The organism is Virgibacillus litoralis, assembly GCF_017873675.1.
Taxonomy (GTDB): Bacteria; Bacillota; Bacilli; order Bacillales; family Amphibacillaceae; genus Lentibacillus; species Lentibacillus litoralis.
Genome location: NZ_JAGGKK010000004.1, coordinates 188954 through 214908, shown reverse-complemented (window position 1 = coordinate 214908; position 25955 = coordinate 188954). Strand labels below are relative to the sequence as shown.

The window sequence follows — 25955 nt, the reverse complement described above, 5'->3', positions numbered from 1 at the left end:
AAGATCCCTCAGAGACGATGAGGTTGATAGGTCCGAGGTGGAAGCGTGGTGACACGTGGAGCTGACGGATACTAATAGATCGAGGACTTAACTACTAATTACAAGTTGATAACGTTGATGTGAAGCTCTTATTTAGTTTTTAGGGTACAAAATTTAAAAAATCCCTTGCATTTTCGCTTAGAAATGCATATAATATATCTTGTCTCCTAATTTAAGATAAAGAATTTATGATGATGTAGTTCACATCTTGTGAACAAGATTCTTTAGGTCTGGTAGCATTAGCGGAGAGGACACACCTGTTCCCATGCCGAACACAGTAGTTAAGCTCTCCAGCGCCGATGGTAGTTGGGGCTTTGCCCCTGCAAGAGTAGGACGCCGCCAGGCCTTCTAGATTTATTCTTGAAGATAAGAAAATGTTTTTTAATACTAATTTATATCGCGGGGTGGAGCAAAGCCGTAAGCATCATTGGTTAACCTCAATGTAGGCTTTGTGAGGAGTGCAACATCACCGAATTATCTTGCAACACGACGAACAGTTTTATTCAAGTTAAAAGAGTATCAAGTTAATATTATCTCATATCGCGGGGTGGAGCAGTCTGGTAGCTCGTTGGGCTCATAACCCAAAGGTCGCAAGTTCAAATCTTGCCCCCGCAACCAATTTAATTTACTAAGTCGAATTTACTTCAACTGTCTACGTTGAATAAGTCACCACTAGTTAGCACATAAACATATTTTGGTCCGGTAGTTCAGTTGGTTAGAATGCCTGCCTGTCACGCAGGAGGTCGCGGGTTCGAGTCCCGTCCGGACCGCCATTACTTTTAACTCATGATTTCCAATTTTGGAAACATGTTTTTTTATTTTGGCTCTTATATTTTATCGATAATATTAAAAAGTTTATATACTTAACTGCCGTTTCCGCTTAACTTGGGAGCGGTTTTTTAAATTTTTTAACAAGATAAAATAAGCCAATAATAGTTAAAACTACGTTTACTTTTTCTTTTTATCCTCTTTTTGCTATCATTAACATAGTTAACAATGAGAAGTGGTGGGTAAGCTATGGATGAGTTTTCTTTTATAAATTTGATTAAACAACAGACTTACAAACAGTCTTCAGTCGTTAAAGGTATAGGAGATGATGCAGCAGTTTTTCGCAATACATCACAAGATATTGTAACTGCTGTAGATACTTTCGTTGAGGAAGTACATTTCTCAAGAACAACTATGAAGCCTTTCCATATTGGGTATCGCTCACTTGCGGCAAATATTAGTGACTTAGCAGCAATGGGCGCAACTCCAGCATTTTATCTCGTATCAATCGTTATCCCGAAGCACTGGGCTGATGAAGAATTAACCAAACTGTACAAAGGGATGGACAACCTGGCAACCAAACACACAATGGATTTAATTGGTGGTGATACAGTGTCAGGACAGGAGATGTCGATATCTATAACTGTAATTGGTTTTGTAAGTAAAGGGAAGGCCAGATATCGCAGTTCTGCAAAGCCAGGTGATATTTTGTTCGTGACTGGAACATTGGGTGATTCTCAAGCAGGGTTTCACATACTTAATAACCCCGGTAGATTTAAAGAAAAGGAATACTATTATAATAAGCACCGTATGCCTGAACCAAGGGTGGCTTTTGCTAAGGAATTGGGAAGTTTATCTCGGGTGGCTTTAAATGATATTAGTGACGGAATTGCGAGTGAGGCAAATGAAATTTCTGAGGCATCGAAAGTGAGTATAACTTTATATGAAGATAAACTGCCAACAAGTAATTCATATAAACAATTTCCTCTTAATCTTCAGCATGAGTGGAAGTTGTTTGGGGGAGAAGATTTCGAACTTGTAGGTACCGTTGCAAAAGCTGAATGGGAAGCTATGAAGTTGATTGCTGAAAAAACAAATACTCCTGTTAAAGAAGTTGGCTATGTAGATTTCAGTAAAAATAATGAGCACAAAGTGTTTGGAGTCAATCAAAACAATAAAAAGAATCTTTTAGAAAAAAAGGGTTATACCCACTTGGAGTAGGTGAAAAGAATGAGCGAGCATCAATTAAAGGCAAATTCTGTTGAAGAAACAGGAAAAATAGCTGAAAAGTTAGCATTATTTTTGAAACCTGGTGATGTTGTTACATTAGAGGGTGACCTTGGAACTGGGAAGACAACCTTCACAAAAGGGATTGCTAACGGACTTGGTATTAAACGAAACGTAAATAGTCCTACATATACGATTGTAAAAGAGTATGAGGGGGAACTGCCTCTGTATCATATGGATGTTTATCGATTGGAGAATTCTGATGAAGATATTGGTTTTGATGAATATTTTAACGGAGATGGAATTTCAATAGTTGAGTGGGCACATTTTATCGAGGAATACTTACCGGATGAGCGCTTAAATATAAAGTTTTCTTACCTTGATGATCGTACTCGCTTATTAGAATTCACTGCGATTGGTACACATTTTGAATGGATTACAGCCGAATTATTCGGTTAACTATAAGGAGTTACTGGAATGAATATACTTGCAATGGATACATCAAATCAAGTATTGGGTGTTGCTATACTTAAAGATGATCAGCTGATAGGTAAAGTTGTTACGAATATAAAAAAGAATCATTCAGTAAGGTTAATGCCTGCAATAGATCAATTGATGTATGATGTGAATATGACGCCTGATCAGCTAGACAAAATTGTGGTTGCAAAAGGTCCTGGCTCCTATACTGGTGTACGGATTGGGCTTGCCACAGCCAAATCTATGGCATGGGCGCTGGACATCCCGGTTGTTGGAGTTTCCAGTCTCGAAGTTCTTGCATATCAAGGCAGATTTTTTAATTCATACGTATGTCCGTTTTTCGATGCTAGGCGAGGATTAGTTTTTGCTGGATTATATCGCTGGAACAATAGTGAGCTTGAATTAATAAATGAGGAAAAAAATATACTCATGGAGAATTGGCTGCAGGAATTAGCTATGACAAAAAAAGAAGTGGTATTTTTAAGCCCGGATATAGAACTTCATCAAGAAATGATTCAAGAATATATGGGAGACCGGGCAGTTACACCGAACGGCTATGTTCATATGGCTGATCCAGCTCATTTGGCGTTAGCTGGTTCAAATCAAGAGCCAGATGTAACCCATACATTGACACCGAATTATTTACGCTTGGCAGAAGCCGAAGCCAAATGGCTTAGCACACAAAGGGAAAAGCAAAATAATGGCTGAGTTAGTTATTCGACAGATGAAGTTGGCTGATATTGATTCTGTTATTGACGTTGAAAGGGCTACATTTGATTCACCTTGGCCAGAGGATATTTTTATTCAGGAAGTAAGTGGAAACCAACATGCGCACTACTATGTTATGGAATTAGACAATGAAGTTATCGGATATGCTGGGATGTGGCTCGTTATTGATGATGCACAGATTACAAATATTGCTGTTACGCCTAAGTACAGAGGCTACAAATTAGGAGAGAAATTGTTTTTATATATAATTGAACAAGCGATACAATTGGGAACAAAGCGGTTATCATTGGAGGTCCGAATGTCTAATAAAGTCGCACAGCGAATGTACCGGAAGTTTGGGCTAGTCCCTGGCGGAGTCCGAAAAAACTATTATACGGATAATCAGGAAGATGCTATTGTAATGTGGGTGAATTTATCATGAAAAAAGAAAATTATATAGTTGGAATAGAAACAAGTTGTGACGAAACTGCTGTTGCAATCGTCAAAGATGGTAGAGAGATTATTTCCAATGTTGTGGCTTCACAAATTGAAAGCCATAAACGATTTGGTGGGGTCGTACCAGAAATTGCATCGCGCCATCATGTAGAACAAATAACAATTGTCTTGGAAGAAGCATTTAATGAAGCAAATATTACTTGGGATCAAATTGACGCGATTGCTGTAACGGAAGGCCCTGGTCTAGTTGGTGCATTGCTTATCGGTGTTAATGCCGCAAAGGCAGTTGCATTTGCGAAACAAAAGCCTTTAATTGGAGTACATCATATTGCAGGCCATATTTATGCCAATCGATATGAACAGGAGTTTCATTTTCCACTATTAGCTCTAATCGTTTCTGGTGGGCACACTGAGCTTGTTTTAATGAAAGAACATGGGAAGTATGAGCTGATAGGTGAAACACGTGATGACGCGGCAGGAGAAGCGTATGACAAGGTTGCACGTATGCTAGAGTTACCATATCCGGGTGGTCCTCATGTTGACAGGTTAGCTGCTTCTGGAGAAGAAAATATTACTTTTCCACGTGCTTGGCTTGAAGCAGACAGCTTTGATTTTAGCTTTAGCGGATTAAAATCATCCGTAATTAACACGATCCACAACGCGAAGCAACGTGGTGACGAATTGAAAAAAGAAGATATTGCTGCAAGCTTTCAAGGTAGTGTTGTTGATGTGTTGTCGACGAAAACGTTAAAAGCAGCTAAGGCCTATAATGTAAAACAAGTTATTGTTGCAGGAGGGGTTGCTGCAAATAACGGGCTACGGAAATCCTTAAATGAAAAATTTAGTGGCGCGGAAATACCTTTACTAATTCCACCATTAAAATTATGTACAGATAACGCTGCGATGATTGCAGCAGCAGGCTACATTGCATTTGAACAAGGCAAACGATCTGGTTGGGATTTGAATGCAAACCCTTCATTAGTGTTAAAATAACTACTTTCAGTTGTGACTTGTGAATATGATCAGATGCTTTAGTTTAAAGTTTACCCACAGGACTGTGGATATTTTTTGCGAAAGCAAGGTTTGAATATGATTTTGATGTGGATATAAATTGTGGATAAAACGGTGGATAACTGTGGATTTTGTGTATAACTTTGTTCAGGAACGAATGTATTCGCTGTTTTCCTGTGTATATGTCTGTGGATTATCTTAATAACTCAAAATAAGTTAATCAAACGTTTGAACAATATTTAAAGAAAGAAATTTGGTGGAGATTCAATGTCAACTAAACAATCCCATTACATACAAAGTGATTTTATTATTTTACTGACTTTGTTCATTTGTGTTAGTTTAATATCCATTTATAATGCACAACAATTGCCGCAGTATAATGGGGAAACCTTTGTCTTAAAGCAACTCACATGGTTTACTGCCGGTATTTCAATTGCAGTGGCCATCCAATTTTTTGATCTAGAACAGTTATATAAAGCTAGTATTTTTATTTACATCGTGGGTGTTCTAGTGTTAGTTGGATTGTTACTTAGTCCTGAAAGTATTGCTCCGATTATAAAAGGACAAAAAAGCTGGTTTACTTTGCCGGGAATGTCGATGCAGCCAGCTGAATTCACGAAAATAACAACAGTATTGTATTTGGCAGCCGCCATTAGCAGGCACAAGCAGAAGTATGAAATAAGTTCTTTAAAAAGTGATAGTTTACTTTTTTTAAAGATTGTTTTAATAACAGCAATTCCAGTAATTTTAATCATGAATCAGCCGGATTTTGGTACATCAATGGTTTATATATTCATAGCTTGTATGATGGTTCTGTTGTCAGGTATCGATTGGAAAATAATTATTGGCTTAATGTTAGCACTTACGATAATTATTGGCGGGGCAGTAGGGTTAACTGTTAAATTCCCTGAAATGTCGCAGGAGTTAATAGGACTTGAAGAATATCAGGTGAAACGTGTTACCAGCTGGCTCGATCCCTCACAGGAAACTACTAATGACACATTTCAGTTTGATCGGTCAATACGTGCGCTCGGTTCAGGGCAGTTATTCGGTAAAGGATTGAGTAGTTTACAAGTGGGAACTCCTGATAATCACACCGATTTTATATTTTCAGTAATTGGCGAAAGCTTTGGTTTCCTTGGCACTGCAATAGTTGTTTTCCTATATTTTCTTTTATTATACAAGCTTGTGACACTAGGTTTAACTAGTTCTCAGCATACACCGTTTGGTGCCTACCTGTGTTTAGGATATATGAGCATATTGCTGATACACGCATTTCAGAATATCGGTATGACAATCGGGATTATGCCGATAACTGGAATTCCGTTATTATTAATTAGTTATGGCGGGAGCTCGGTGTTGGCAACGATGATCGGACTTGGCCTTATCTATCGAGTAGCTGTAGAATATTCTATCCAACAGGATTATCTATTTAAATAAAAAACTACATGAAGAGCTTAGGGTTCACTTGTGAGGTGCAAAACAGTGAATCACAAGTTAAATCTCACATATAATCACATATCTTTCACTATAAAATTCACAGTAAAAATGGCTTTGGAAAAATATCCTAGCCATTTTTCTTTTTAATATCTGTTGTTAAACTAAAGCCCCCGTTAATTTAAGTACAATGATTCACAATATCAGACATACCTTAATTCTCTTTGTTATTTAATAACTCTTCCATTTTCTTTTCTAATTCTTCAAATCTGGATTCTTGTTTCATAAAAACTGTAATAAACACTGTTAATACGAATGAAATCAAAATAATTAAACCCCAAATATTTTCTACAATAAGACCGAGGAAGAAAAATACAAAAATCCAACAAATAACTATCCAAGCCAAAAATATACCAATAAATTCTTTCAATTTTAAATACCTCCTTCTTATTGAGTGAGCAATCCTGCTCCGTTAATTTAAGTACATCTGTTTACATATTTATTTTAACATAAAATTCCAATTATTCTTCAAATACAAAAATAGGATAGCCGTAAACGACGATCCCTTGTTAAACTATTGCACCCGTTAGTTCCATACAATAATTGTTAATTAATAGGTAATATGTTATTGAACATTTTAGTTACCTTAATGATTGAACAGTTTTTTCCTGTATAGATTCTAAAACTAGTTCTTCTATCCAAACATTCTCATGTCGCAATCATCTTCATCCTTGCATACCTAACATTTTTCTTAACTCCTTTCCAACCGTCGTCAATAATTACCGTTTTATACTCAATCTCTTCTTCGTTTGTGTTTCCGCATACAAGACATTCTTCAGTCATTTAAATCATGCCCCTTGATATAGCAATAAGAAAACACACGAGATATCCCTTGTGAAAATCCGTGTGTTTTATGATGTGTTTTTAATGTTTGTATCTCAAAGTAAACCCTTTAGAAGAGCTAATCATGGGGTTTTATTCTTGCAATGCTGTCCATTCTTCCATTAATTGCTCGATTTCTTGCTTAAGCTTACTGGTTTGTTTTGTCAGCTCTAGTGACTTTTCGTGATCCTGAAATATCTCCGGTTCAGTCATTCTTTTTTCTACTGAATTCAATTCATTCTCGAGGTTTTCAATTAGCGATTCTAATTCGTCGATACGGCGTTGTCGTTTACGCTCTTCACTGCGAATCATTTTTTCCTCTTTGAATTTGTTTTTTCGTTGATCCTGAGTATGCACTACTTCTGTAGCCTGCTGCAGCCTCTCAATTTCGGCTTCTTCTTGTTTCTTCTCTGTATAGTAGTCATAATCACCTAGATAAACAGTTGCCCCATCTTTTTGCATTTCAACAACTTGATCCGTAATCTTATTTATAAAATAACGATCGTGTGATACAAAAATAATTGTACCTGGAAAATCCATTAATGCGGCTTCCAGCACTTCTTTACTATCAATATCCAGATGGTTCGTTGGTTCATCAAGTACAAGGAAATTTGCTTGTTGCATCATCAGTTTTGCGAGCGATAATCGTGCTTTTTCGCCTCCGCTTAGTGAACGTACCGATTGTAGAACATCATCACCAGAAAATAAAAAGTTACCTAAAACAGTACGAATATCTTTTTCATCGACAGAGGGATATTCATCCCACAACTCATCCAATACTGTCTTAGACGATGATAATGTCTGCTGTTCCTGATCATAATATCCTATTTGTACATTTGTACCAACATGAATTGTTCCACTTGTTGGCTTGAACTGTCCAAGAATTGTTTTTAACAAAGTTGTTTTCCCAACTCCATTGGGGCCTACAAGTGCAATGCGTTCCCCTCTGTTAACATGCAATTTTAGATTGGAGAAAATGGGGGTTTCATCATATTGAAAAGATAAATCATCAATCTTTAACACATCGTTACCACTTCTTCGGTTTATCTGAAACGAAAAAGAGGCAGATGATTCATCCCCTTTTGGTTTATCAAGTTTATCCATTTTTTGTAATTGCTTACGTCGACTTTGAGCTCGTTTTGTAGTGGATGCACGTACAATATTTTTTTGAATGAAGTCCTCTGTTTTCTTTATCTCAGTTTGCTGCTTTTCAAATTCCTTCAGTTCCTGTTCATAATCCAATGCTTTTTGCTCGAGGAATTTACTGTAACTTCCATGGTATTTCTTTGTTTTATGACGAGATACTTCATAAACTATTGATACAGTTTTATCCAGGAAATACCTGTCGTGTGAGACGATAGTTACAGCACCAGGATAGTTGGCTAAGTAGTTCTCAAGCCACGCTAGGGTTTCAATGTCGAGATGGTTTGTGGGCTCGTCTAGAATTAGTAATGCGGGTTTTTTCAACAATAACTTCCCAAGCGCAAGACGTGTCTTCTGCCCTCCACTAAGCTCATTTATTGGTGTATTATAATCAAAATCATGAAAATGTAAGCCTGTTAGAACTGCTTTGATATCTGATTCATATCGATAACCGCCTTCATCATCAAACGCTTGTTGTTTTTTGTCATAATCAAGCAGAAGCTGTTCATAGTTTGCGTCAGAAAGCGTTGCGGCCCGTTCCATTTCTTTTTCAAGACTGCGAAGTTCCTGCTCCTTGATAAGCAAGTGCTCAAATACTTCTACCATTTCATTCCAAATGGTTTTATCAGATTCAAGGCCAGTGTGTTGTGAAAGATAGCCTGTGGTTAGGTCCTTTGGTTTAAACAATTCACCTGTATCATGCGAAAGTTCGCCTGCCATTATTTTAAGTAAGGTTGACTTGCCAGCACCATTTCTGCCAACAATCGCGATTCGGTCTTTTTCTTTTATTTCAATTTTTATATTTGATAAAATCTCGTCTGCTCCAAATGATTTAGAGAGACCATTCATTTGCATAATAATCATTTCGTTCACCTCATCCTATACAAGTGTATCGTATAATGAATTGGCTCGGCAATGATATTGTGAAATTAATCACGACTTATCTGTTTTTTTCTGATAGAATAGGTCTTAATAAGACATAGCAGGGAGTTGAACGTATGGCAGATTTTACTCATTTTAATGAACAGGGAAGAGCAAAAATGGTTGATATTAGTGAAAAAAGTGAAACCGAACGGACTGCTACTGCTATTTCAAGTGTTCAAGTAACCAAAGAAATCTATCAAAAGATAATTACAAATGAGATGAAAAAGGGAGATGTACTTTCGGTTGCGCAGGTTGCTGGAATAATGGCTGCCAAGAAAACACCTGACTGGATACCGATGTGTCATCCTTTACAATTAAAGGGAATTGATATTTCATTTGATTGGGAGACTAAAAATACATATATATTGCAAATACAGGCATTTGTGAAGACAAAAGGAAGTACAGGTGTTGAAATGGAAGCCCTAACAGCAGCTTCGGCTACAGCACTTACGGTATATGATATGTGTAAAGCAATTGATAAAGGAATGGTAATCGGTCCAACGTATGTACTGTCGAAAAAAGGCGGTAAGTCAGGAGATTACTATCGTGAAGATCAGGGGGAATAATCATGGATCAAAATAAAATTCCGCAGGCTACAGCAAGGAGACTTCCGTTATATTATAGATTTTTAAATAACTTGAATCACCAAGGGAAAAAGAGAGTATCTTCAAAAGAACTGAGTGAGGCGGTAAAAGTTGATTCTGCTACTATCAGAAGGGACTTTTCTTACTTTGGGGCATTGGGAAAAAAAGGGTACGGCTACAACGTCGAATACCTGCTTGGATTTTTCCGAAAGACATTGGACCAAGATGAGGTAACTGAAGTTGCATTAATTGGGGTAGGGAATCTTGGAACAGCCTTTTTACATTATAATTTTATGAAAAATAACAATACAAAAATAGTGAAGGCTTTTGATACTAATGCAGAAAAAATTGGAACAGATATTGGAGGCGTACCGATATTTCATATTAATGATTTAGAGGAGAAAATGACAGGAGTCAGTGTAGCAATCTTAACTGTACCGGCCAATGAGGCACAAAGCATTACAAACAGACTTGTCGACTATGGTGTTTCCGGAATCCTTAACTTTACTCCAGCAAGAATTACGGTTCCTGAGAAAATCCGTGTGCATCATATTGATTTAGCAGTAGAATTGCAATCATTGGTTTACTTTTTGAAACATTATCCATTGGACTTAGATTAAATTTCAGATAGCTAACTTCTGTTATTGGGGGCATTTGCATGCGAAGAATAGATTCTAAATGGCTTGTCGTAATGTCAGTATTGTTTGGGACATTCACCGTCATTTTAAATAATAGTATGCTAAACCCAACGCTGCCAACCTTCATGAGATTATTTGATGTTGATGCTGTAGCGGTCAGTTGGATGCTGACGATTTTTATGGTGTCAATGGGAATGACAATGCCGTTGACAGGTTACTTAGGTGATCGTTTTGGGAAAAAGCGTATTTACATAATTGGGCTCATCATATTTATGATTGGCTCGATATCAGGGGCTGTATCGTCTGATTTGGGTATGGTGATTATTTCAAGAGCTATTCAGGGTACTGCTGGCGGCCTTATGATGCCAATAGCGATGGCACTTATCTTTAATGCGTTTCCCAAAAATGAACGAGGTCTCGCCGTTGGTATTTATGGTGTTGCAGCAATGGTGGCACCGGCGATTGGGCCAACTGTTGGCGGGGTTGTTATCGAGTTTTTTACTTGGCAGTTTCTTTTTCTATTTAATCTGCCATTTGCCCTTTTAGGAATTTTATTTTCCACAAAATATCTAGCCCCAACCGAAAAAAATCAAGCTATTAAATTTGATCTATTTGGCTTTCTGTTAATATCAAGTGGGGTTGGCTCAATACTATATGCGCTAGGTCGAGGAGCTACTTTAGAATTACTGCTCTCACCATTAAGCGTCGGGTTAATATTAACTGGACTAATCCTTATTTATATTTTTGTGAAGTATGAGAACAAACAAGAACAGCCTTTGCTTGATTTATCTATTTTTAAAATACCAACATATACCGTTTCAATTGCTATAACGGCAACTGCATCTATCGGGCTATTTTCAGGAATCTTCTTATTACCACTATTGATTCAGGAAGTTTATGGGTTAGGTGAAATACAGACAGGATTATTATTTTTGCCTGCTGCCTTATTAAGTGGTGTGTTTATGACCTTGGGTGGAAGAATATTGGATAAAAAAGGCCCAAAATACGTAGTTCCAATTGGTCTTGTTATTCTTGGAGGATTCACACTGGCTCTAGGGTTTAACACATTGTCTACATCATTTTGGTTTATCCTGATCTTGAACTCTGTTCGAGGTGCAGGACTCGGTATGTGCAATATGCCGGCAACTACAGCCGGAATGAACGCAATACCAGATCATCAGGTTGCACAAGGATCGGCAATGAATAATGTTATCCGACAAATATTTTCATCGTTCGGAATCGTCTTTTTCTCAATTTATTATGAGGTACGGCGGGCACAACTGTTTACTCAGGATATGGAAACACAACAGGCTACATTGCAAGCATTAAACGAGGCTTTCATGATTGCTGGTGTATTCATTTTGTTGATGGTCCCAGTATCATTTGCCATGAAGGGAACTGAAGAACTGAATGAATTAAAAAGAAGTAACGCATAGCAGCGTTACTTCTTTTTGAAAGTATATATCCTTTCTTACTGCATAAGTGCAACTAAGTGTATTCGTCTAAGGGCTCTCTGAATGCCCAGTCTAATCCTTTTTCTTTAATCTAAAATGGATGACGAGCATTCGAAAGCCGACACCGAAATCAAGTGTTGCAATTATTGCAAGAATGATGGTAGAAAAGTTCCAAACGGATTCTCCGGTACTCTGTATTGCCATATATGTGAATAGTATTCCCATTACAAAATAAATGACAAACATAGCTTTTGGTGAGATCTTCATATCTGTATTAGCCTCCAATTAAAATCATCTGCATCTGTTCAAGCTGCTTCTGCATTTTTTCAATATCTTCAGGATCCAATGAAAATTGTACAATTACAGAAATAGAGTTAAGAGCCATGTGAACAATTATAGGTACGATAATGCGTTCTGTTTTTACATATAAAAAGGCAAAAACAAATCCCATCGATGCATATATCAGGATGTGCTGTGGTTCTCCATGGATGATGCCAAAAATAAGCGCGGAGAGTAAGGCCGCAATAAAAAAGTTAGTACGGCTATATAACGCTCCAAAGATTATTTTACGAAAAATAAGTTCTTCTAATATGGGTGCAATTATTGCAGGGATAATCATAAATATTGGTGCAGCACGTGTGATATCCATAATCATCTCCGTATTTTGGGAACCTTGTTCAATATTAAAAACACCTGTTTCAATAGTCACTGCGATTGCTTGAGCAAAATAAGCCATAAAAATACCAACAAACGACCATAGAATAACGCCTCTGATTGATGCGGCATTTCTGGACTGTGCCATTTTCATATCTGGTTTCATTAATACTAAAACGATAATAAGCGCAATGATAAAGCTGAATATTGTCCAATAGATAACAGCATCTTGCCTTCCTACTGGCAATGTTAAAAGCAGGATTGGTACAAATAGTAATCCTGAAAATTGCATAATTAAATATGTTAAGATCACATACCAATAACGTTTTGTCAAAATGTAACGACCCCTTTAGCAGTCATAATTAATATAGTGTATGCTTTGGATAATTTCTCTATTAGAAAACTTGCTTATTGTTAAAAGAATTTTTATGAAAGCATATTTTGCTTTCATAGCAGTTATATTTTTTTACTGCATACGTGCAACTAAGCACTCGCTATTAAAACTTTTTATGCTTAGGAGTGCAATCCTTAATGGCTACTCTCTTAACTGCTTAAAAAAAAAGACTCTATAAATATTTTATCATAATTTCAGTATGCGTTATAATAGAATGGTTTAGATGGACATACAAATATAAAACTGAAAAAATTTAAAAGAGAATACTTGCATTTTTTAGCTGATTTATTTATTATAATAATTGGAATTAGCACTCGATATATTCGAGTGCTAATAAATTATAAAAATAAGAAAAGGAATTAAGGAGGTTGTGTACATGATTAAACCACTAGGAGATCGTGTAGTAATCGAGCTTGTTGAGCAAGAGGAAAAGACAGCAAGCGGTATTGTCCTTCCAGACTCTGCAAAAGAAAAACCACAAGAAGGAAATGTTGTGGCGGTGGGATCTGGCCGTGTAACAGACAACGGTGAAAAAGTTGCACTTGAGGTAAGTGAAGGAGATCGTATCATTTTCTCAAAGTTTGCTGGAACAGAAGTGAAATATTCAGGCACAGAATACTTAATTCTACGCGAAAATGACATTTTAGCTGTTGTAAGCTAAATTTAAATGTCAGAAAGATATATCATACGAATTTAAGGAGGATATTTTATATGGCTAAAGAAATCAAGTTTAGTGAAGACGCTCGCCGTGCAATGCTCAATGGCGTGGATACATTAGCAAATGCTGTAAAAGTAACATTGGGGCCAAAAGGTCGTAATGTTGTTCTAGATAAAAAATATGGTTCACCACTAATTACAAATGATGGTGTTACAATTGCCAAAGAAATTGAACTAGAAGATCATTTTGAAAACATGGGTGCACAGCTTGTATCAGAAGTAGCATCGAAAACAAATGATGTTGCTGGTGACGGTACAACTACTGCAACTGTATTGGCACAATCTATGATTCGTGAAGGTTTGAAAAACGTTACATCTGGAGCTAATCCTGTAGGTGTTCGCCGTGGTATTGAAAAGGCTGTTGAAGCAGCAGTAGGCGAACTGAAATCAATTTCAGAGCCAATTGAAAGCAAAGAGTCAATTGCACAGGTTGCATCTGTATCTTCAGGTGATGAAGAAGTTGGCGGCCTGATTTCAGAAGCGATGGAACGTGTTGGAAATGATGGCGTCATTACTATTGAAGAATCAAAAGGCTTTAATACGGAATTAGAAGTAGTTGAAGGTATGCAATTCGATCGTGGGTATGCTTCTCCATATATGGTTACTGACCAGGATAAAATGGAAGCAGTTCTAGAAGATCCCTACATTCTAATTACAGATAAGAAGATTGGTAACATTCAAGAAGTATTACCAGTACTAGAACAAGTAGTACAGCAAGGTAAACCACTTCTAATGATTGCTGAAGATGTTGAAGGGGAAGCACTTGCAACATTAGTTGTGAATAAGCTTCGCGGAACATTTAATGCTGTAGCTGTTAAAGCTCCAGGCTTTGGTGATCGTCGTAAATCAATGCTAGAAGATATCGCAACATTAACTGGTGCTGAAGTAATTACAGAAGACCTTGGACTTGACCTGAAAAGTACAACAATGGAACAACTAGGTCGCGCATCCAAAATTGTCGTTACAAAAGACAATACAACAATGGTCGAGGGTGCTGGTAACCCTGAAGCAATCTCTTCTCGTGTAGCACAAATACGTGCACAAGCAGAAGAAACTACTTCTGAATTTGACAAAGAGAAATTACAAGAACGTCTTGCTAAACTAGCAGGCGGCGTTGCAGTAATTAAAGTTGGTGCTGCAACAGAAACTGAATTAAAAGAACGTAAACTTCGTATTGAAGATGCATTGAACTCAACACGTGCAGCAGTTGAAGAAGGTATCGTTGCAGGTGGTGGAACTGCCTTTGTTAACGTGCTAAGTAAGGTTGGTGGACTATCACTTAAAGGTGATGACGAAGCTACTGGTGCAAGTATTGTACTTCGTGCATTGGAAGAACCAGTTCGTCAAATTGCACACAATGCAGGCCTCGAAGGTTCTATCATTGTAGAGCGCCTAAAAGGTGAAAAAGTAGGCATTGGTTATAACGCAGCTAATGGCGAATGGGTAAACATGGTTGAAGCTGGAATTGTTGATCCTACAAAAGTTACACGTTCAGCACTTCAAAACGCAGCATCTGTTGCAGCAATGTTCCTAACAACTGAAGCAGTAGTAGCAGACCACCCAGAAGAAGATGGCGGTGCCGGTGGCGGCATGCCAGACATGGGCGGCATGGGCGGCGGAATGCCGGGCATGATGTAATCCAGAAAGTGAAAATGACCTGGGAGTTAAACTATACTTCCATTTCCTTGATATAAAAGGGTTTTGATGTTAGTGAAAGTATGACTTAACATTGTAAATATAATAAGAGGCTTTTCTTAAGTTAAAACTAACTTTTGAGAAGCCTCTTTTTTATCTCTTTGCTAGATTTCTGTACAACTTTTATTGATCTGTCTTCCGTGACCAAGGCGATTTTTACGATAGTTCGTTTTACTTGCTGGCTTTGTGTATTATATAATGGAGTGTCAAAGAAGAAGGAAAGATGGGAAGTGCCTATGACTAAAAAAAATAATAGCGAATATAGAAAAAAGGGAAAAAACCACAATAAATCTGAAAAAAAGTACGTGGCACGTGGGAGTCGAAAAGAAGGCGGCAAATCAAAAGGAAAGCATGCGGCAAACGATTCTCGTAAGCGTAGCCAGAAAACCGTAACCGTAGAGGTAACCTGCTCAGGTCTGACTAATGATGGAAAAGGCATTGTCCAGTGGGAAGGGAAGCAACTGGAAGTAGCGCATCTAATGCCTGGTGAGACGGCTGAGGTGAACATTTCTAAGAAAGGGCGCTTTTTCGATACAGAGCTGAAGCGGGTGATTAAGCCTTCAGAAGACCGTGCCAATTTATCGCGCTCATCTTATTACGAGGGCGTGGGGTGCCAGATTCAGCACATGAATGAGCATGCTCAAAAGCGTTTCAAACAGAAAATCATAGATGAGCTAATGAAGCCTTTCGGAAAACCAGAGCCAATCATAACCATGGAGCTTCCGTTTTACTACCGTAATAAAAATGTGATGACGTTCGGTTTGAATAAAAAAAGGCAGATTATATGTGGGCTATACGCTGAAAATACGCATCAGATAATACCAATGGAAAGGTCCATCATCCATGATCAAAAAGCGGATGAGATTATTCAAACCATCAAGGGGATGATGAAGTCCTTTAAAATGCAGCCTTACAACGAAGACACTGGGAAGGGATTTTTGCGACACGTATTGGTGAGGGTAGGAAAGAAAAGCGGTGAGATCATGGTAGTGCTGATAGCTGCTTCACCTATGTTCAAGGGCAGTAATAATTTTGTGAAAGCACTAAGAAAAGCTCATCCAGAAATTACGACTATCCTGCTGAATGTCAATAACCGGGACACTAGCATGGTTCTGGGCAAGCAAGAAAAAGTACTGTTTGGCAAGGGCACCATAACAGATACCCTCTGCGGACTGAAGTTCGATATCTCGGCGAAATCCTTTTATCAGATTAATCCGGTCCAGACGGAAAAGTTGTATACAAAGGCAATTGAAATGGCAGAGCTGACTGGAAAGGAAACTGTGGTGGATGCGTATTGCGGGATTGGTACGATAGGTCTGATTGCCAGTAAGAAAGCCGGAAAGGTAATTGGTGTGGAGTCGAATAATGATGCGGTTCGCGATGCTATCCATAATTCAAAGCGCAACGGTGTGAAAAATGCCCGATTCTATCAGGGCGATGCCGGGAAGTTCATGGTGAAGATGGCAGCACGTGGTGAGAAAGCTGATGTGGTGATTATGGATCCACCGCGAAGTGGGAGTGACGAAGCATTCTTATCCAGCGTGGTGAAGCTGCAGCCGAAGCGGGTAGTGTATGTATCCTGTAATCCGGTGACGCAGGCAAGGGATTTGAAGTACTTAGTGAAGAACGGCTATGAGGTTGATGGTATACAGCCGGTGGACATGTTCCCGCAGACGGTGCATGTAGAAGCAGTCACAAAATTAGTACTAAAAGGAAGCAGGTAACCGATAACAGGGTCTGCTGGTTCCCCCCTTACAAGTTTTCACGCCATCGCTTTTAAGTGTGGGACAAAAGTGAGATAGATGCGGAGTGTCACATGAACAAGTAGTTTATGTGGCACTTCAAGTATCTGAAACAAGTCACAAGAAATTATTTTTAAAAATTAAAAAACCAAACCTTTGTGTAAACCATTGATTTAAGTATTTGAACGGGGTATAATGAATGAAAACGTATGTTCGCAAAGGAGTATTTTCGATGGCTGAAAACCAATCACATCTCATAGTACTATTAAGTTCATTGAAGGGAGAGGAGAGACCATGACGAAAGTGGTCATCTTGGCGGAAAAACCCTCTCAGGCAAAAGCATATGCAGAGGCCTTTACGATTTTAGAAAAAACGAAAACTTACATTCAATTAAAGCCAGATAATACATTCCCAGATGGTGCGACGATCACGTGGGGAGTCGGCCATCTGGTTGAATTAAAAGAACCCCATGATTATAAGCCCGAGTGGAAGAGGTGGAAACTTGATCAATTACCGATTGTACCAGATAGCTTCCATGAGAAGGTCTCTAAAGGGAAATGGGAGCAGTTTCAAGCTGTCAAGAGGTTGTTCCAGAAGGGGGATGTGCTAGTAAACGCGGCAGATGTCGATCGGGAAGGGTCGAATATTTTTTACAGTATCCTCCGCTTAACAGGTGTAAAAGGAAAGCCTATTCGCCGTTTGTGGATTAATTCTCTCGAGAGAGATGAAGTACGTAAAGGATTTAAGAATTTACAAAATAACGAAAAGGATTTACGGTTGTTTGATGAAGCGAAAGCCCGTCAAATCAGTGATTGGATGGTTGGAATCAATGCTAGTCGCTTGTTTACTTTGCTTTTGCAGAAAAAAGGTTTCCCAAGCTATTTATCGATTGGACGCGTGCAGTCTCCCACAGTTTATTTAATCTATCAAAGGCACAGGCAAATTGAAAACTTTCAATCCGAACCCTTTTACCAGATTGAGGGGTCTTTTCAATCGGAAGCAGGTACATATCAAGGCTTGGCTGAGATTAAGGAAAAGGATAAGACAAAGGTGCAGGCACTTTTGGATGAATATGGGCTCAAAGAAGAGGAGGATTTAATAGGAATTGTCCAAAATACAGACAAAAAGACAAAACATCAAAAGTCACCTAAACTGCATTCACTTTCCACCCTGCAAAGCGTTGCCAACAGACGTTGGAAATATACACCGTCGCAAGTCCTCAAGACGTTGCAAAAACTCTATGAAAAGCGCCTTGTCACCTATCCTCGAACTGACTGTAACTTTATAACCGAGCATGAGTTTGCTTATATAGTGAACAACTTAAATTCATATCAGGAAGTATTGAACATCTCGTTCGCACCTGCGTCCCTAAAACCCAATAAACGGTATGTCAACAGTAGCAAAGTTCAGGAACACTATGCGATCATTCCCACAAAATCAGCCCCCTCTCAAAAGAAGCTGACTGGACTAAGCTATGAAGAACGTAATATTTATAATGAAATTCTGGCCACGACTCTCGCGATGTTCCATGCGGACTACGTGTATGAAGAGACTACGATTTTAACAAATGTTCATGACTTACCCTTTAAATCTACAGGAAAAAGAGAAGTGAAAAGCGGCTGGAAAGAGCTATTTCCAAAGTCGTCTAAAGCAAAACAGGAGAAGGAAGCAAATCTTCCATATGTACAAAATGGTGAGCAGGTAGGCGCACGACTTCATATTAAGGAAAGTATGACGCAGCCGCCGAAGCCGTACACAGAAGGTCAGCTGATCAATATGATGAAAACCTGTGGAAAGCTCATGGATGATGAGGAAGATGTCGAAATTTTAAAGGAAGTTGAAGGTTTGGGAACAGAAGCCACTCGTTCAAGTATTATTGAAACGATTAAGGCACAGAAATATATTGAAGTGAAAAGAAACAACGTGTCTATCACAGATAAAGGAATTATGCTTTGTGAAGCAATTGAAGGAACGCTGTTATCAAGCCCTTCTATGACTGCAAAATGGGAATCATATTTAAAGAAAATCGGCAGCGGTGAAGGATCGAAACAAATGTTTATCAAACAGACAAGTCAGTTTATTGAAACGTTAATTCAAGAAACCCCCGACTCGATTCAAAAGGTTAACGTTCGAAGCACCGGAGAGAAAAACAAGTGGAATGATCCAATCGCCAAATGTCCTTCCTGTTCTACAGGCTCTATTATGGATCGATACAAATTTTATGGGTGCTCCGCTTACAAAGAAGGGTGCAAAGTAACATTCCCGAAAAAATTAGCCGGAAAAACGTTAACGAAGAATATGATTAAAACGTTGTGTGAGATGAAGCGGACGAAAGTTTTAAAAGGATTTAAGGGAAAGAAAACATTTAGTACAGCTTTAACACTGGATGAAGATTATAAAATTAAATTTGATTTCGCAAAGAATGCTTGAAGAAAGAAGTTTCCTGCCATCTACTGTTGTGCTTATCCGCGATTCGGTTACTATGCCATGCTTTTATGCCACTGGTGCACTTCCTCCTTGCTGAAGAAAGGATGTAGTTCTACTTGTGTTAATACACAGTAATATTAAATCGTTTAAGTGGTACAGGCTGTAATCAGGATCTTCAGTACATCAACCACAAAGGAATTTTCGAGAAGAAATTGAATATATTCTTATAAGGAGTTTACATTAAAACAAAAAGGAGTTAAGGAACTATACCTCAGTTTAACTTTTTAAACAGAAGGTAAATTCGCTTAACTCCAAAATTCTTTAAATTTTTATTACCCATTTCTACCTTTATCAAATGTTTCATGGATTATTTCTATAACATCTTCTTTATCATTGTTTTTAATCATTTATTATCATCCTTTCAATTATACATTGTCCAAAAGCGAGGTGATTTATACGTGAAAAAAATTACTATTGAATTAAATGATGATACATATGAACAAATAAGTGAAATTACAGAACTGGAGAATTTAATAAATCGCCACAGAGACAAAAATAGAAATGACAATTATACAACGGAGGAGTTTATTGTAGGTTGTATTGTGGATAAAGTAGAACAAATACAACATTTTAATAAGGTAAATCCATTCATAAAAAACAATGTACAGCCAAAAGTAAAGAACAGGTTTAAAGAAATAGCTAAAAATAAAAACATCTATATTAAAGATGTGGCTGATCAACTGGACATGCAGCCTCCAAATATAAGTAAAATATTTAACAACGTGTCCCAGCCGCGGTTGGAGCTGTTTATCAAGATTTGGATTGTGCTAGGATCGCCGCCGTTAAGCCAATGTATTTACTTGGAAGAATAAGGAGTTTTGTCGCTTAGTCTTTTTTAGCAGATAAGAGAGTAAAAATCATTTTTACTACATAAGCGCAATTAAGGCTTTCGACATTAAGGCTTGACAAAAAGTCAGGTTTTCTAAAATAAATGTAATAGGACAAGCAGGTCTGCCCATATCATTATATATAATAATATTAACAAGTAAGTATCAAAAACATTATGGGAGGCTATTAAATCTTAACGACTTTAAATTGCAGAATATATAAATGGCAAGGTAGAGGAAAGGGTATTTTAAATCGTGATCGGATTAATCGAAATATAAATATAACTTCACAGAGAGTATCGAATGAAATGATAAATTAATGATAAAACATTCAACAAAATATACACGATAAAGGTTTCATAAATGGCGATTCACTACCCTGTCTTATAAGTGAAAGGGGGTGGTGCCAGGTGACAGTATTCGAAACGCTTGTACTCATGATCACCTTTGGGTCATTAATTGTTGCGGTTCTGTCAGACCAAAAAAAGTAACCCCTATAAGCCTAGCAGGATAGAGGGTAGTTATTTTTGCTGGCTAAAGTAAACGTGTTTTACGGTGAGTTAAAGATAAACGAAACATTAGAAGTTAAGTATCCTAAATAAATCAAATAACCTCATAACTGGCATCAAAACTTCCCTCCTGAACATTATGAAAGTAACCGTAATCAAGCTAGCTATACAAAAACCTTTGTCCGTTTATTGACTTACCTAAGGGAATGAAAGTTCTGTGGCCAACTTGGTGATAGGTTACGGTATATTTTTTAAAGGCTATTTAATTCTTAAATCTGAAAAATCATGCAAACCCCCATAACAATGACTAATGCAGAAAGTAATCGGTTAATAGATGCACTTTTCATCTTTTTTGATAGAATTGCTCCTGTTTGTGCTCCTATAAGCACACCTATACCGCTCCAGATGACAATGGGCCATTGTACCAAACCATCTGTAATGGAAGGGAGCAGGCCAAACAATGAATACAGAGCAAGCGAAAAGATGGAAGTAGCAGTGGCCATTTTTATAGAATAGCCAAACCCGTAAATTAAGATAGGTACGAGTAGCCATCCTCCCCCAATTCCGAAAAATGAAGAAACAATACCTAGAAGCCCACCTATTCCCAAAAGTTTCCATGAACTTGGAGTTTTTTGTTTTAACTGAATTTCTTCTCTAGTGGTTGATGGTTTTTCCCTTTGACAGGGCATCTTTACACTTAAAAATATGCCGAGGCCGATTAGTAGAATAGCGAATAGACTGTAGAAAACAGCGTCTGGGCTATATTTTACCAAGCCCGTACCAATATATGTTCCCGGAAAAGCACCGACTGCAAGTAACACTCCTGCCCGAAGTAACACACGCTGTTGTTTTAAAAAAACAGGTAATCCTGCTACAGCATTTAGGAATACCACTGCCAATCCTGTGGCAGCTGCGGCCTTTGGAGATATATCAGAGAACATTAATAAAACGGGTACAAATAAAAAGCCACCACCTGCTCCTATTATCGTTCCATATGTACTTGTCACAAAGCCTAATAAAATTAATGATACGATTATCAATTTTTATCCTCCTCGGACTATAACTTTTTTACAGGTGGCAAATGGCTTCCAATATATTGTGAATAAAATACAAATAAAAAGACTGCCACAGAACAGAAAGGAAACTTATACACCCATCTGTGGCAGTCTTTAGACTTCGTTTTTTGCAAAAGTTATTTAAACCAATTTATTGGCTCAGGCTTCGTGTTTTGGAAGATGTGTTTTACTTCTGTATATTCTTCAAGCCCAGGTTTTCCTAATTCTCGGCCAATTCCTGATTGTTTGTAACCGCCCCAGGGTGCTTGGGCAAAATATGGGTGAAAATCGTTAATCCATACGGTTCCCATGCGGAGTTCAGCAGCTACATGATTAGCTTTAAGCATATCTTCTGTCCAGACAGCGCCTGCTAATCCATAGATGGAATCGTTAGCTAATTGGATTGCTTCATCTTTGGTTGTGAAGCGTTCAACTGTGAGTACTGGTCCAAAAATTTCTTCTTGGACGATTTCCATATCTGTTGTGCAATCTGTGAAAATTGTTGGCTTGTAAAAGAAGCCGTTCTGTAATTCAGGGGAATCAGGGCGTTCTCCACCAACCAGCAAATTTGCCCCTTCTTTTTTCCCAATTGCTACAAGGCTTTCCACTTTTTCACGATGTTCGGCTGAAATCATTGGTCCGGATTGTGTCGTTTCATCAAATCCATTGCCAAGCTTAATTTTTTTAACACGCTCGGCTAACTGAGATACAAATGAATCATGAATTTTATCCTCTACGATAAGCCTGGAACCAGCAGAGCAAACTTGACCTGCATGGAAGAAAGCTGCGTTAAGTGCCTGATCCAAAGCAGTTTCCAAATCAGCATCGGCAAAAACGATATTTGGATTTTTACCACCAAGCTCTAAAGCAATGTTTTTCATGGAGTCGGCTGCAGATTTCATAATTTTTTTACCTGTGTGAATACCTCCAGTAAAGGATACGAGGTCGACCATCTTGTTATCAACTAGCTCTTGGCCGACCGTACCTCCAGATCCTAATACTAAATTAAAGACACCGTTTGGTATTCCAGCCTCTTCGATTAACTCAGTAACTTTTAGGGTAGTAAGTGGTGTAATTTCACTAGGCTTCAATACCACCGTATTACCAGCTGCAAGTGCAGGTGCTATCTTCCATGAAGCCTGCAGTAATGGAAAATTCCATGGCGTGATTTGTGCACATACACCTACTGGTTCACGCACGACCCTGCTTGCGGAATTAGGAATAGGTGATTCAATAACTTCTCCACCATCTTTGTCAGCTAGCCCGGCATAATAACGAAATACTTCAGCAATATCATCCATATCTGCACGACTTTCTACTATTGTTTTCCCTGTATCAAGTGTCTCTAGCTTAGCTAGTTCTTCCTTGTCACGTTCAATAAAAGCAGCCACCTTAAAGATAAGTTTTCCGCGTTCCGTGGCAGGAGTGTTTCGCCAAACCCCGTTATCAAAAGCAATCCTTGCAGCTTTGATAGCTTTTTGTGCACTTTCTTTATCACCTTCGCCGACTGTGGCAATGATTTCTTGGTTAAAGGGATTAATAATATCACGGGTTTGGTCATTTTGTGGCTGGATCCAATCCCCATTTATAAACATCTTTTTACTATACATTCAAAATCCTCCTGTCATTGTAAACTATCGGTTTGCTGTCAAAACAGGCTAGTACTATGCTTGGGTTGAACTCGTGATTTTGGATCAATATATGACTTTGCGTGATTGATAGCTATCGGCCCTTCACCGAATCCTAGGGCAATCAGGTTTACTTTGCCTTCGTGGGTAGTAATGTCACCGGCAGCATAAATACCATCAATATTCGTTTCCATTTTTGGATTGACAATGATAGATTTTTTCTCTAATTCTATTCCCCAGTCCTGGATAGGTCCTAGATTTGACTTGAATCCATGACTAACTATAAGCGAATCAATGTCCAAACTAATTTCCTCTGAACTGTTTTTATTCCCAATTGTTACTTGTTTCAGTTCTCCATTTTCCCCTGATAAAGAATTAATGACATAAGGAGTAAATAAGGTAATGTTGGATGGTTGTAATTGTTCTACACTTTGTTCATGGGCACGAAACTTGTCACGACGATGTACTAATGTAACATCGCAGGCAACAGACTGTAACGTTAATGCCCAGTCAACAGCTGAATCTCCTCCACCTGAAATCAGAACTCTTTTATTCCGAAATGTTTCTATATCATTAACACTGTAGTGCAGATGTGTACCTTCGTATTCCATAGCATTTTCAATTGGCAGACGATGTGGCTGGAAGGCACCAACTCCGCCTGTAATTATTACTGTTTTTGAAAAATAAACACCTTTTGTTGTTGTTATTTGAAATAATCTATCGTCCAATTTTTCAACATGTGTTACAGCTGTATCTAAGGATATATCGGGATCAAATGCTAATGCTTGTTCCTCAAGTTGTTTAACTAGCGACTTGGCTTTAACATTTGGAAAGCCGGCAACGTCATAGATGAACTTTTCGGGATACAATGCAGTTAGCTGTCCACCCAGATCTGGCAGACTTTCAATTAAGTGTATATCCATTCCACGCATACCTCCATAGAAAGTCGCAAATAATCCAGCTGGACCTCCTCCGATAATAGTCGTGTCATGGATGTGTTGTTCTTGATGCACAAAAATCACTCCAATTATTTATATACGATTACATAATCATTTTCTATTTTGACCGGGAAGCTTGGCAGTTTACGTTCTGGATTAGCTAGCATACGGCCATCATCCTTTACGTCAAACTCACGTCCATGCCAAGGACAGCGAAGAATTTCTCCGTCCTGGAAAAACGTATATTCACCTGGGTTATCAGATTGGGGGGCACCACAAAGTTTACCTTTTGCTAAAGGGCCACCTTGATGAATACACTTATTTGTAAATGCATAAAATTCTCCATCTAAAGTCTTACAAACTACTATAGCAATTCGTCCAAGTACAGACTCCCTAAGTTCCCCCGGTTGCATATCATCAATGTGACAGACAGTTTGTTCCTTCATTTATAATCCCTCCATCTATTTTAATTTTGGATAAAATGCTCTGGCGTTTTCGGAAAATAGCTTTTTCTTTAGATCAGGGTCAAAATTTGGTATGGCGCGATGTGGCGAGTCAAAATCCCAATGCGGGTAATCCGTCGCAAAGCAGATCATTTCTTCTGAACCCATCTGATCAATTACGGATAAGAAATCTTTTTTATTTAATTCTTCTGATGGCTGGGTGCAAAATCGAATATGTTCTTTCATGATGTCGCTGGGCTTTCTCTTAATCCATGGTACTTCGTGACGAAGGTCATTATACTGCTGATCAAGCTTCCACATTAAGTGAGGAACAAAAGTAAAGCCGCCTTCAATCATCATAAGTTTAAGGTTTGGGAACTTTTTGAAGACACCATTGAAAATCATATTTGTGACCATCATCATGTGTGTTGTTGGCAGAAGACTGTGCCATTCTATAAAGTATCTTGGCCATTTACCATAATAAATGGGTGGCTCATTGTGATGCATGCCGATCATCAAATCGTGTTTTTCGGCAGCTTCATATATGGGGTGAAAATAAGGATCGCCCCACATCTTATCATCAATAGGCAGCAATATTTGAACCATTTTCGGATGTGACCCGACTCGTTCTATTTCACGAACTGCTCCACTTGGGTCTTCAGCGTTAATGTGAACAGAACCGTACAAGCGCTCGTCTTTGTCTAACCAATTCTCTATTTGCCAATCATTATAGGCGGAAGCTAATGCGGTCGCCATCTCATACCATCCGTGCATCGATGATGGTGAAGGATCAAGAGCACCGGTTAGAATACCATACTCATGACCAATGTCATCAAGCAGTTGTTCCTGCATAAAGGGTAGATCAGACCCTGCTATTCCACCATCTGGTGTTTTCGCGTCAGCACGATTCACACCTGCTACTGAAGGTTGTGTATAGGGTAAATGTTTCTCTTGAATCCAATTAGCATCCTCAATATACCTTCTGTAAGGATTGTCTAAATACTTAAACAGGTCTTTGTACAGGACACTTTCATGGATATCAACGTCAATTATTCTTTTTTTTGGCGATTGCTGGTTGTTATTCATTTTAAATCCTCCCAATTGTTTCCTAATACACT

Annotated in this window: 25 protein-coding genes, 2 tRNA genes and 2 rRNA genes; 19 read left to right on the top strand and 10 right to left on the bottom strand. The window is 38.3% G+C overall.

From position 1 onward, the window contains the following. The 10 genes from J2Z82_RS05955 to J2Z82_RS05910 all read left to right on the top strand — a co-directional run. A 23S ribosomal RNA gene (locus J2Z82_RS05955) occupies positions 1-95 on the top strand; the annotation flags it as partial. Between the two features lie 173 nt (positions 96-268). Then, positions 269-384: ribosomal RNA gene (gene rrf / locus J2Z82_RS05950) — 5S ribosomal RNA — on the top strand. 196 nt (positions 385-580) lie between these two features. Beyond that, positions 581-657, top strand: a tRNA-Met gene (locus J2Z82_RS05945). Between the two features lie 78 nt (positions 658-735). Next, positions 736-812 (top strand) — tRNA-Asp (locus tag J2Z82_RS05940). Between the two features lie 244 nt (positions 813-1056). After that, positions 1057-2028, top strand: a complete 972-nt coding sequence (gene thiL / locus J2Z82_RS05935) for a thiamine-phosphate kinase (protein WP_209479863.1) — start codon at positions 1057-1059, stop codon at positions 2026-2028. Positions 2029-2037: 9 nt separating this feature from the next. Further along, a complete protein-coding gene (gene tsaE, locus J2Z82_RS05930) occupies positions 2038-2493 on the top strand; it encodes a tRNA (adenosine(37)-N6)-threonylcarbamoyltransferase complex ATPase subunit type 1 TsaE (protein ID WP_209479862.1) in 456 nt (151 codons plus the stop codon). Between the two features lie 18 nt (positions 2494-2511). After that, a complete protein-coding gene (gene tsaB / locus J2Z82_RS05925) occupies positions 2512-3219 on the top strand; it encodes a tRNA (adenosine(37)-N6)-threonylcarbamoyltransferase complex dimerization subunit type 1 TsaB (protein ID WP_209479861.1) in 708 nt (235 codons plus the stop codon). Beyond that, positions 3212-3661 carry a ribosomal protein S18-alanine N-acetyltransferase gene (gene rimI / locus J2Z82_RS05920; RefSeq protein ID WP_209479860.1) on the top strand — a complete coding sequence of 150 codons (450 nt, stop codon included), beginning with the start codon at positions 3212-3214 and terminating at the stop codon, positions 3659-3661. Before tsaB ends, rimI begins: the two co-directional genes overlap by 8 nt. Next, complete coding sequence (gene tsaD, locus J2Z82_RS05915) at positions 3658-4668, top strand: tRNA (adenosine(37)-N6)-threonylcarbamoyltransferase complex transferase subunit TsaD (RefSeq protein WP_209479859.1); 1011 nt, start codon at positions 3658-3660, stop codon at positions 4666-4668. The genes rimI and tsaD overlap by 4 nt, the downstream gene beginning before the upstream one ends. A 285-nt stretch (positions 4669-4953) precedes the next feature. Next, positions 4954-6126 (top strand): FtsW/RodA/SpoVE family cell cycle protein, encoded by a 1173-nt coding sequence (locus J2Z82_RS05910; protein WP_209479858.1) that lies wholly within the window; start codon positions 4954-4956, stop codon positions 6124-6126. Between the two features lie 211 nt (positions 6127-6337). Here J2Z82_RS05910 and J2Z82_RS05905 read toward each other — a convergent pair whose 3' ends face one another. The 3 genes from J2Z82_RS05905 to J2Z82_RS05900 all read right to left on the bottom strand — a co-directional run bounded on the left by J2Z82_RS05905 (position 6338) and on the right by J2Z82_RS05900 (position 9012). Continuing rightward, positions 6338-6553, bottom strand: coding sequence for a hypothetical protein (locus J2Z82_RS05905; protein ID WP_209479857.1), 216 nt, complete (start codon positions 6551-6553; stop codon positions 6338-6340). A gap of 278 nt (positions 6554-6831) precedes the next feature. Then, positions 6832-6966, bottom strand: a complete 135-nt coding sequence (locus tag J2Z82_RS19535; RefSeq protein ID WP_280922971.1) for a hypothetical protein — start codon at positions 6964-6966, stop codon at positions 6832-6834. 132 nt (positions 6967-7098) lie between these two features. Further along, complete coding sequence (locus tag J2Z82_RS05900; protein ID WP_209479856.1) at positions 7099-9012, bottom strand: ABC-F family ATP-binding cassette domain-containing protein; 1914 nt, start codon at positions 9010-9012, stop codon at positions 7099-7101. 134 nt (positions 9013-9146) lie between these two features. On the opposite strand from J2Z82_RS05900, the gene moaC reads away from it, so the two are divergent. The 3 genes from moaC to J2Z82_RS05885 are packed head-to-tail and all read left to right on the top strand — an operon-like array spanning position 9147 to position 11730. After that, positions 9147-9638 (top strand): cyclic pyranopterin monophosphate synthase MoaC, encoded by a 492-nt coding sequence (gene moaC, locus J2Z82_RS05895; protein WP_209479855.1) that lies wholly within the window; start codon positions 9147-9149, stop codon positions 9636-9638. A 2-nt stretch (positions 9639-9640) separates the two neighbouring features. After that, positions 9641-10276 carry a redox-sensing transcriptional repressor Rex gene (locus tag J2Z82_RS05890; RefSeq protein ID WP_175476832.1) on the top strand — a complete coding sequence of 212 codons (636 nt, stop codon included), beginning with the start codon at positions 9641-9643 and terminating at the stop codon, positions 10274-10276. A 38-nt stretch (positions 10277-10314) separates the two neighbouring features. Further along, positions 10315-11730 (top strand): MDR family MFS transporter, encoded by a 1416-nt coding sequence (locus tag J2Z82_RS05885; RefSeq protein WP_209479854.1) that lies wholly within the window; start codon positions 10315-10317, stop codon positions 11728-11730. 90 nt (positions 11731-11820) lie between these two features. Here J2Z82_RS05885 and J2Z82_RS05880 read toward each other — a convergent pair whose 3' ends face one another. Both J2Z82_RS05880 and J2Z82_RS05875 read right to left on the bottom strand, forming a co-directional pair. Next, on the bottom strand, positions 11821-12015 hold the full coding sequence (locus J2Z82_RS05880) for a YdiK family protein (protein ID WP_209479853.1): 195 nt from the start codon (positions 12013-12015) through the stop codon (positions 11821-11823). Between the two features lie 7 nt (positions 12016-12022). Further along, complete coding sequence (locus J2Z82_RS05875) at positions 12023-12736, bottom strand: CPBP family intramembrane glutamic endopeptidase (protein WP_209479852.1); 714 nt, start codon at positions 12734-12736, stop codon at positions 12023-12025. Between the two features lie 436 nt (positions 12737-13172). On the opposite strand from J2Z82_RS05875, the gene groES reads away from it, so the two are divergent. The 6 genes from groES to J2Z82_RS19755 all read left to right on the top strand — a co-directional run bounded on the left by groES (position 13173) and on the right by J2Z82_RS19755 (position 20755). Continuing rightward, positions 13173-13457 (top strand): co-chaperone GroES, encoded by a 285-nt coding sequence (gene groES / locus J2Z82_RS05870; protein ID WP_209479851.1) that lies wholly within the window; start codon positions 13173-13175, stop codon positions 13455-13457. 50 nt (positions 13458-13507) lie between these two features. After that, a complete protein-coding gene (groL, locus tag J2Z82_RS05865; protein ID WP_209479850.1) occupies positions 13508-15151 on the top strand; it encodes a chaperonin GroEL in 1644 nt (547 codons plus the stop codon). A 293-nt stretch (positions 15152-15444) separates the two neighbouring features. Beyond that, on the top strand, positions 15445-16932 hold the full coding sequence (rlmD, locus tag J2Z82_RS05860) for a 23S rRNA (uracil(1939)-C(5))-methyltransferase RlmD (protein ID WP_209479849.1): 1488 nt from the start codon (positions 15445-15447) through the stop codon (positions 16930-16932). A 312-nt stretch (positions 16933-17244) separates the two neighbouring features. After that, entirely contained in the window at positions 17245-19380 is a 2136-nt protein-coding gene (locus tag J2Z82_RS05855) for a type IA DNA topoisomerase (protein ID WP_209479848.1), read from the top strand. Between the two features lie 455 nt (positions 19381-19835). Then, positions 19836-20249: a helix-turn-helix domain-containing protein gene (locus tag J2Z82_RS05850; RefSeq protein ID WP_209479847.1), complete on the top strand. Its 414-nt coding sequence runs from the start codon at positions 19836-19838 to the stop codon at positions 20247-20249. 425 nt (positions 20250-20674) lie between these two features. After that, positions 20675-20755, top strand: coding sequence for a putative holin-like toxin (locus tag J2Z82_RS19755; protein ID WP_368073030.1), 81 nt, complete (start codon positions 20675-20677; stop codon positions 20753-20755). Between the two features lie 287 nt (positions 20756-21042). Here J2Z82_RS19755 and J2Z82_RS05845 read toward each other — a convergent pair whose 3' ends face one another. From J2Z82_RS05845 to J2Z82_RS05825, 5 genes are all read right to left on the bottom strand, one after another. After that, complete coding sequence (locus tag J2Z82_RS05845; protein ID WP_209479846.1) at positions 21043-21813, bottom strand: sulfite exporter TauE/SafE family protein; 771 nt, start codon at positions 21811-21813, stop codon at positions 21043-21045. A 152-nt stretch (positions 21814-21965) separates the two neighbouring features. Next, positions 21966-23438 (bottom strand): betaine-aldehyde dehydrogenase, encoded by a 1473-nt coding sequence (gene betB / locus J2Z82_RS05840; protein WP_209479845.1) that lies wholly within the window; start codon positions 23436-23438, stop codon positions 21966-21968. Positions 23439-23476: 38 nt separating this feature from the next. After that, complete coding sequence (locus tag J2Z82_RS05835) at positions 23477-24469, bottom strand: NAD(P)/FAD-dependent oxidoreductase (RefSeq protein ID WP_209479844.1); 993 nt, start codon at positions 24467-24469, stop codon at positions 23477-23479. A gap of 14 nt (positions 24470-24483) precedes the next feature. Beyond that, entirely contained in the window at positions 24484-24840 is a 357-nt protein-coding gene (locus J2Z82_RS05830) for a Rieske (2Fe-2S) protein (protein WP_209479843.1), read from the bottom strand. Positions 24841-24855: 15 nt separating this feature from the next. Continuing rightward, positions 24856-25923 (bottom strand): amidohydrolase family protein, encoded by a 1068-nt coding sequence (locus tag J2Z82_RS05825; RefSeq protein ID WP_209479842.1) that lies wholly within the window; start codon positions 25921-25923, stop codon positions 24856-24858. Between the last annotated feature and the right edge of the window lie 32 nt (positions 25924-25955).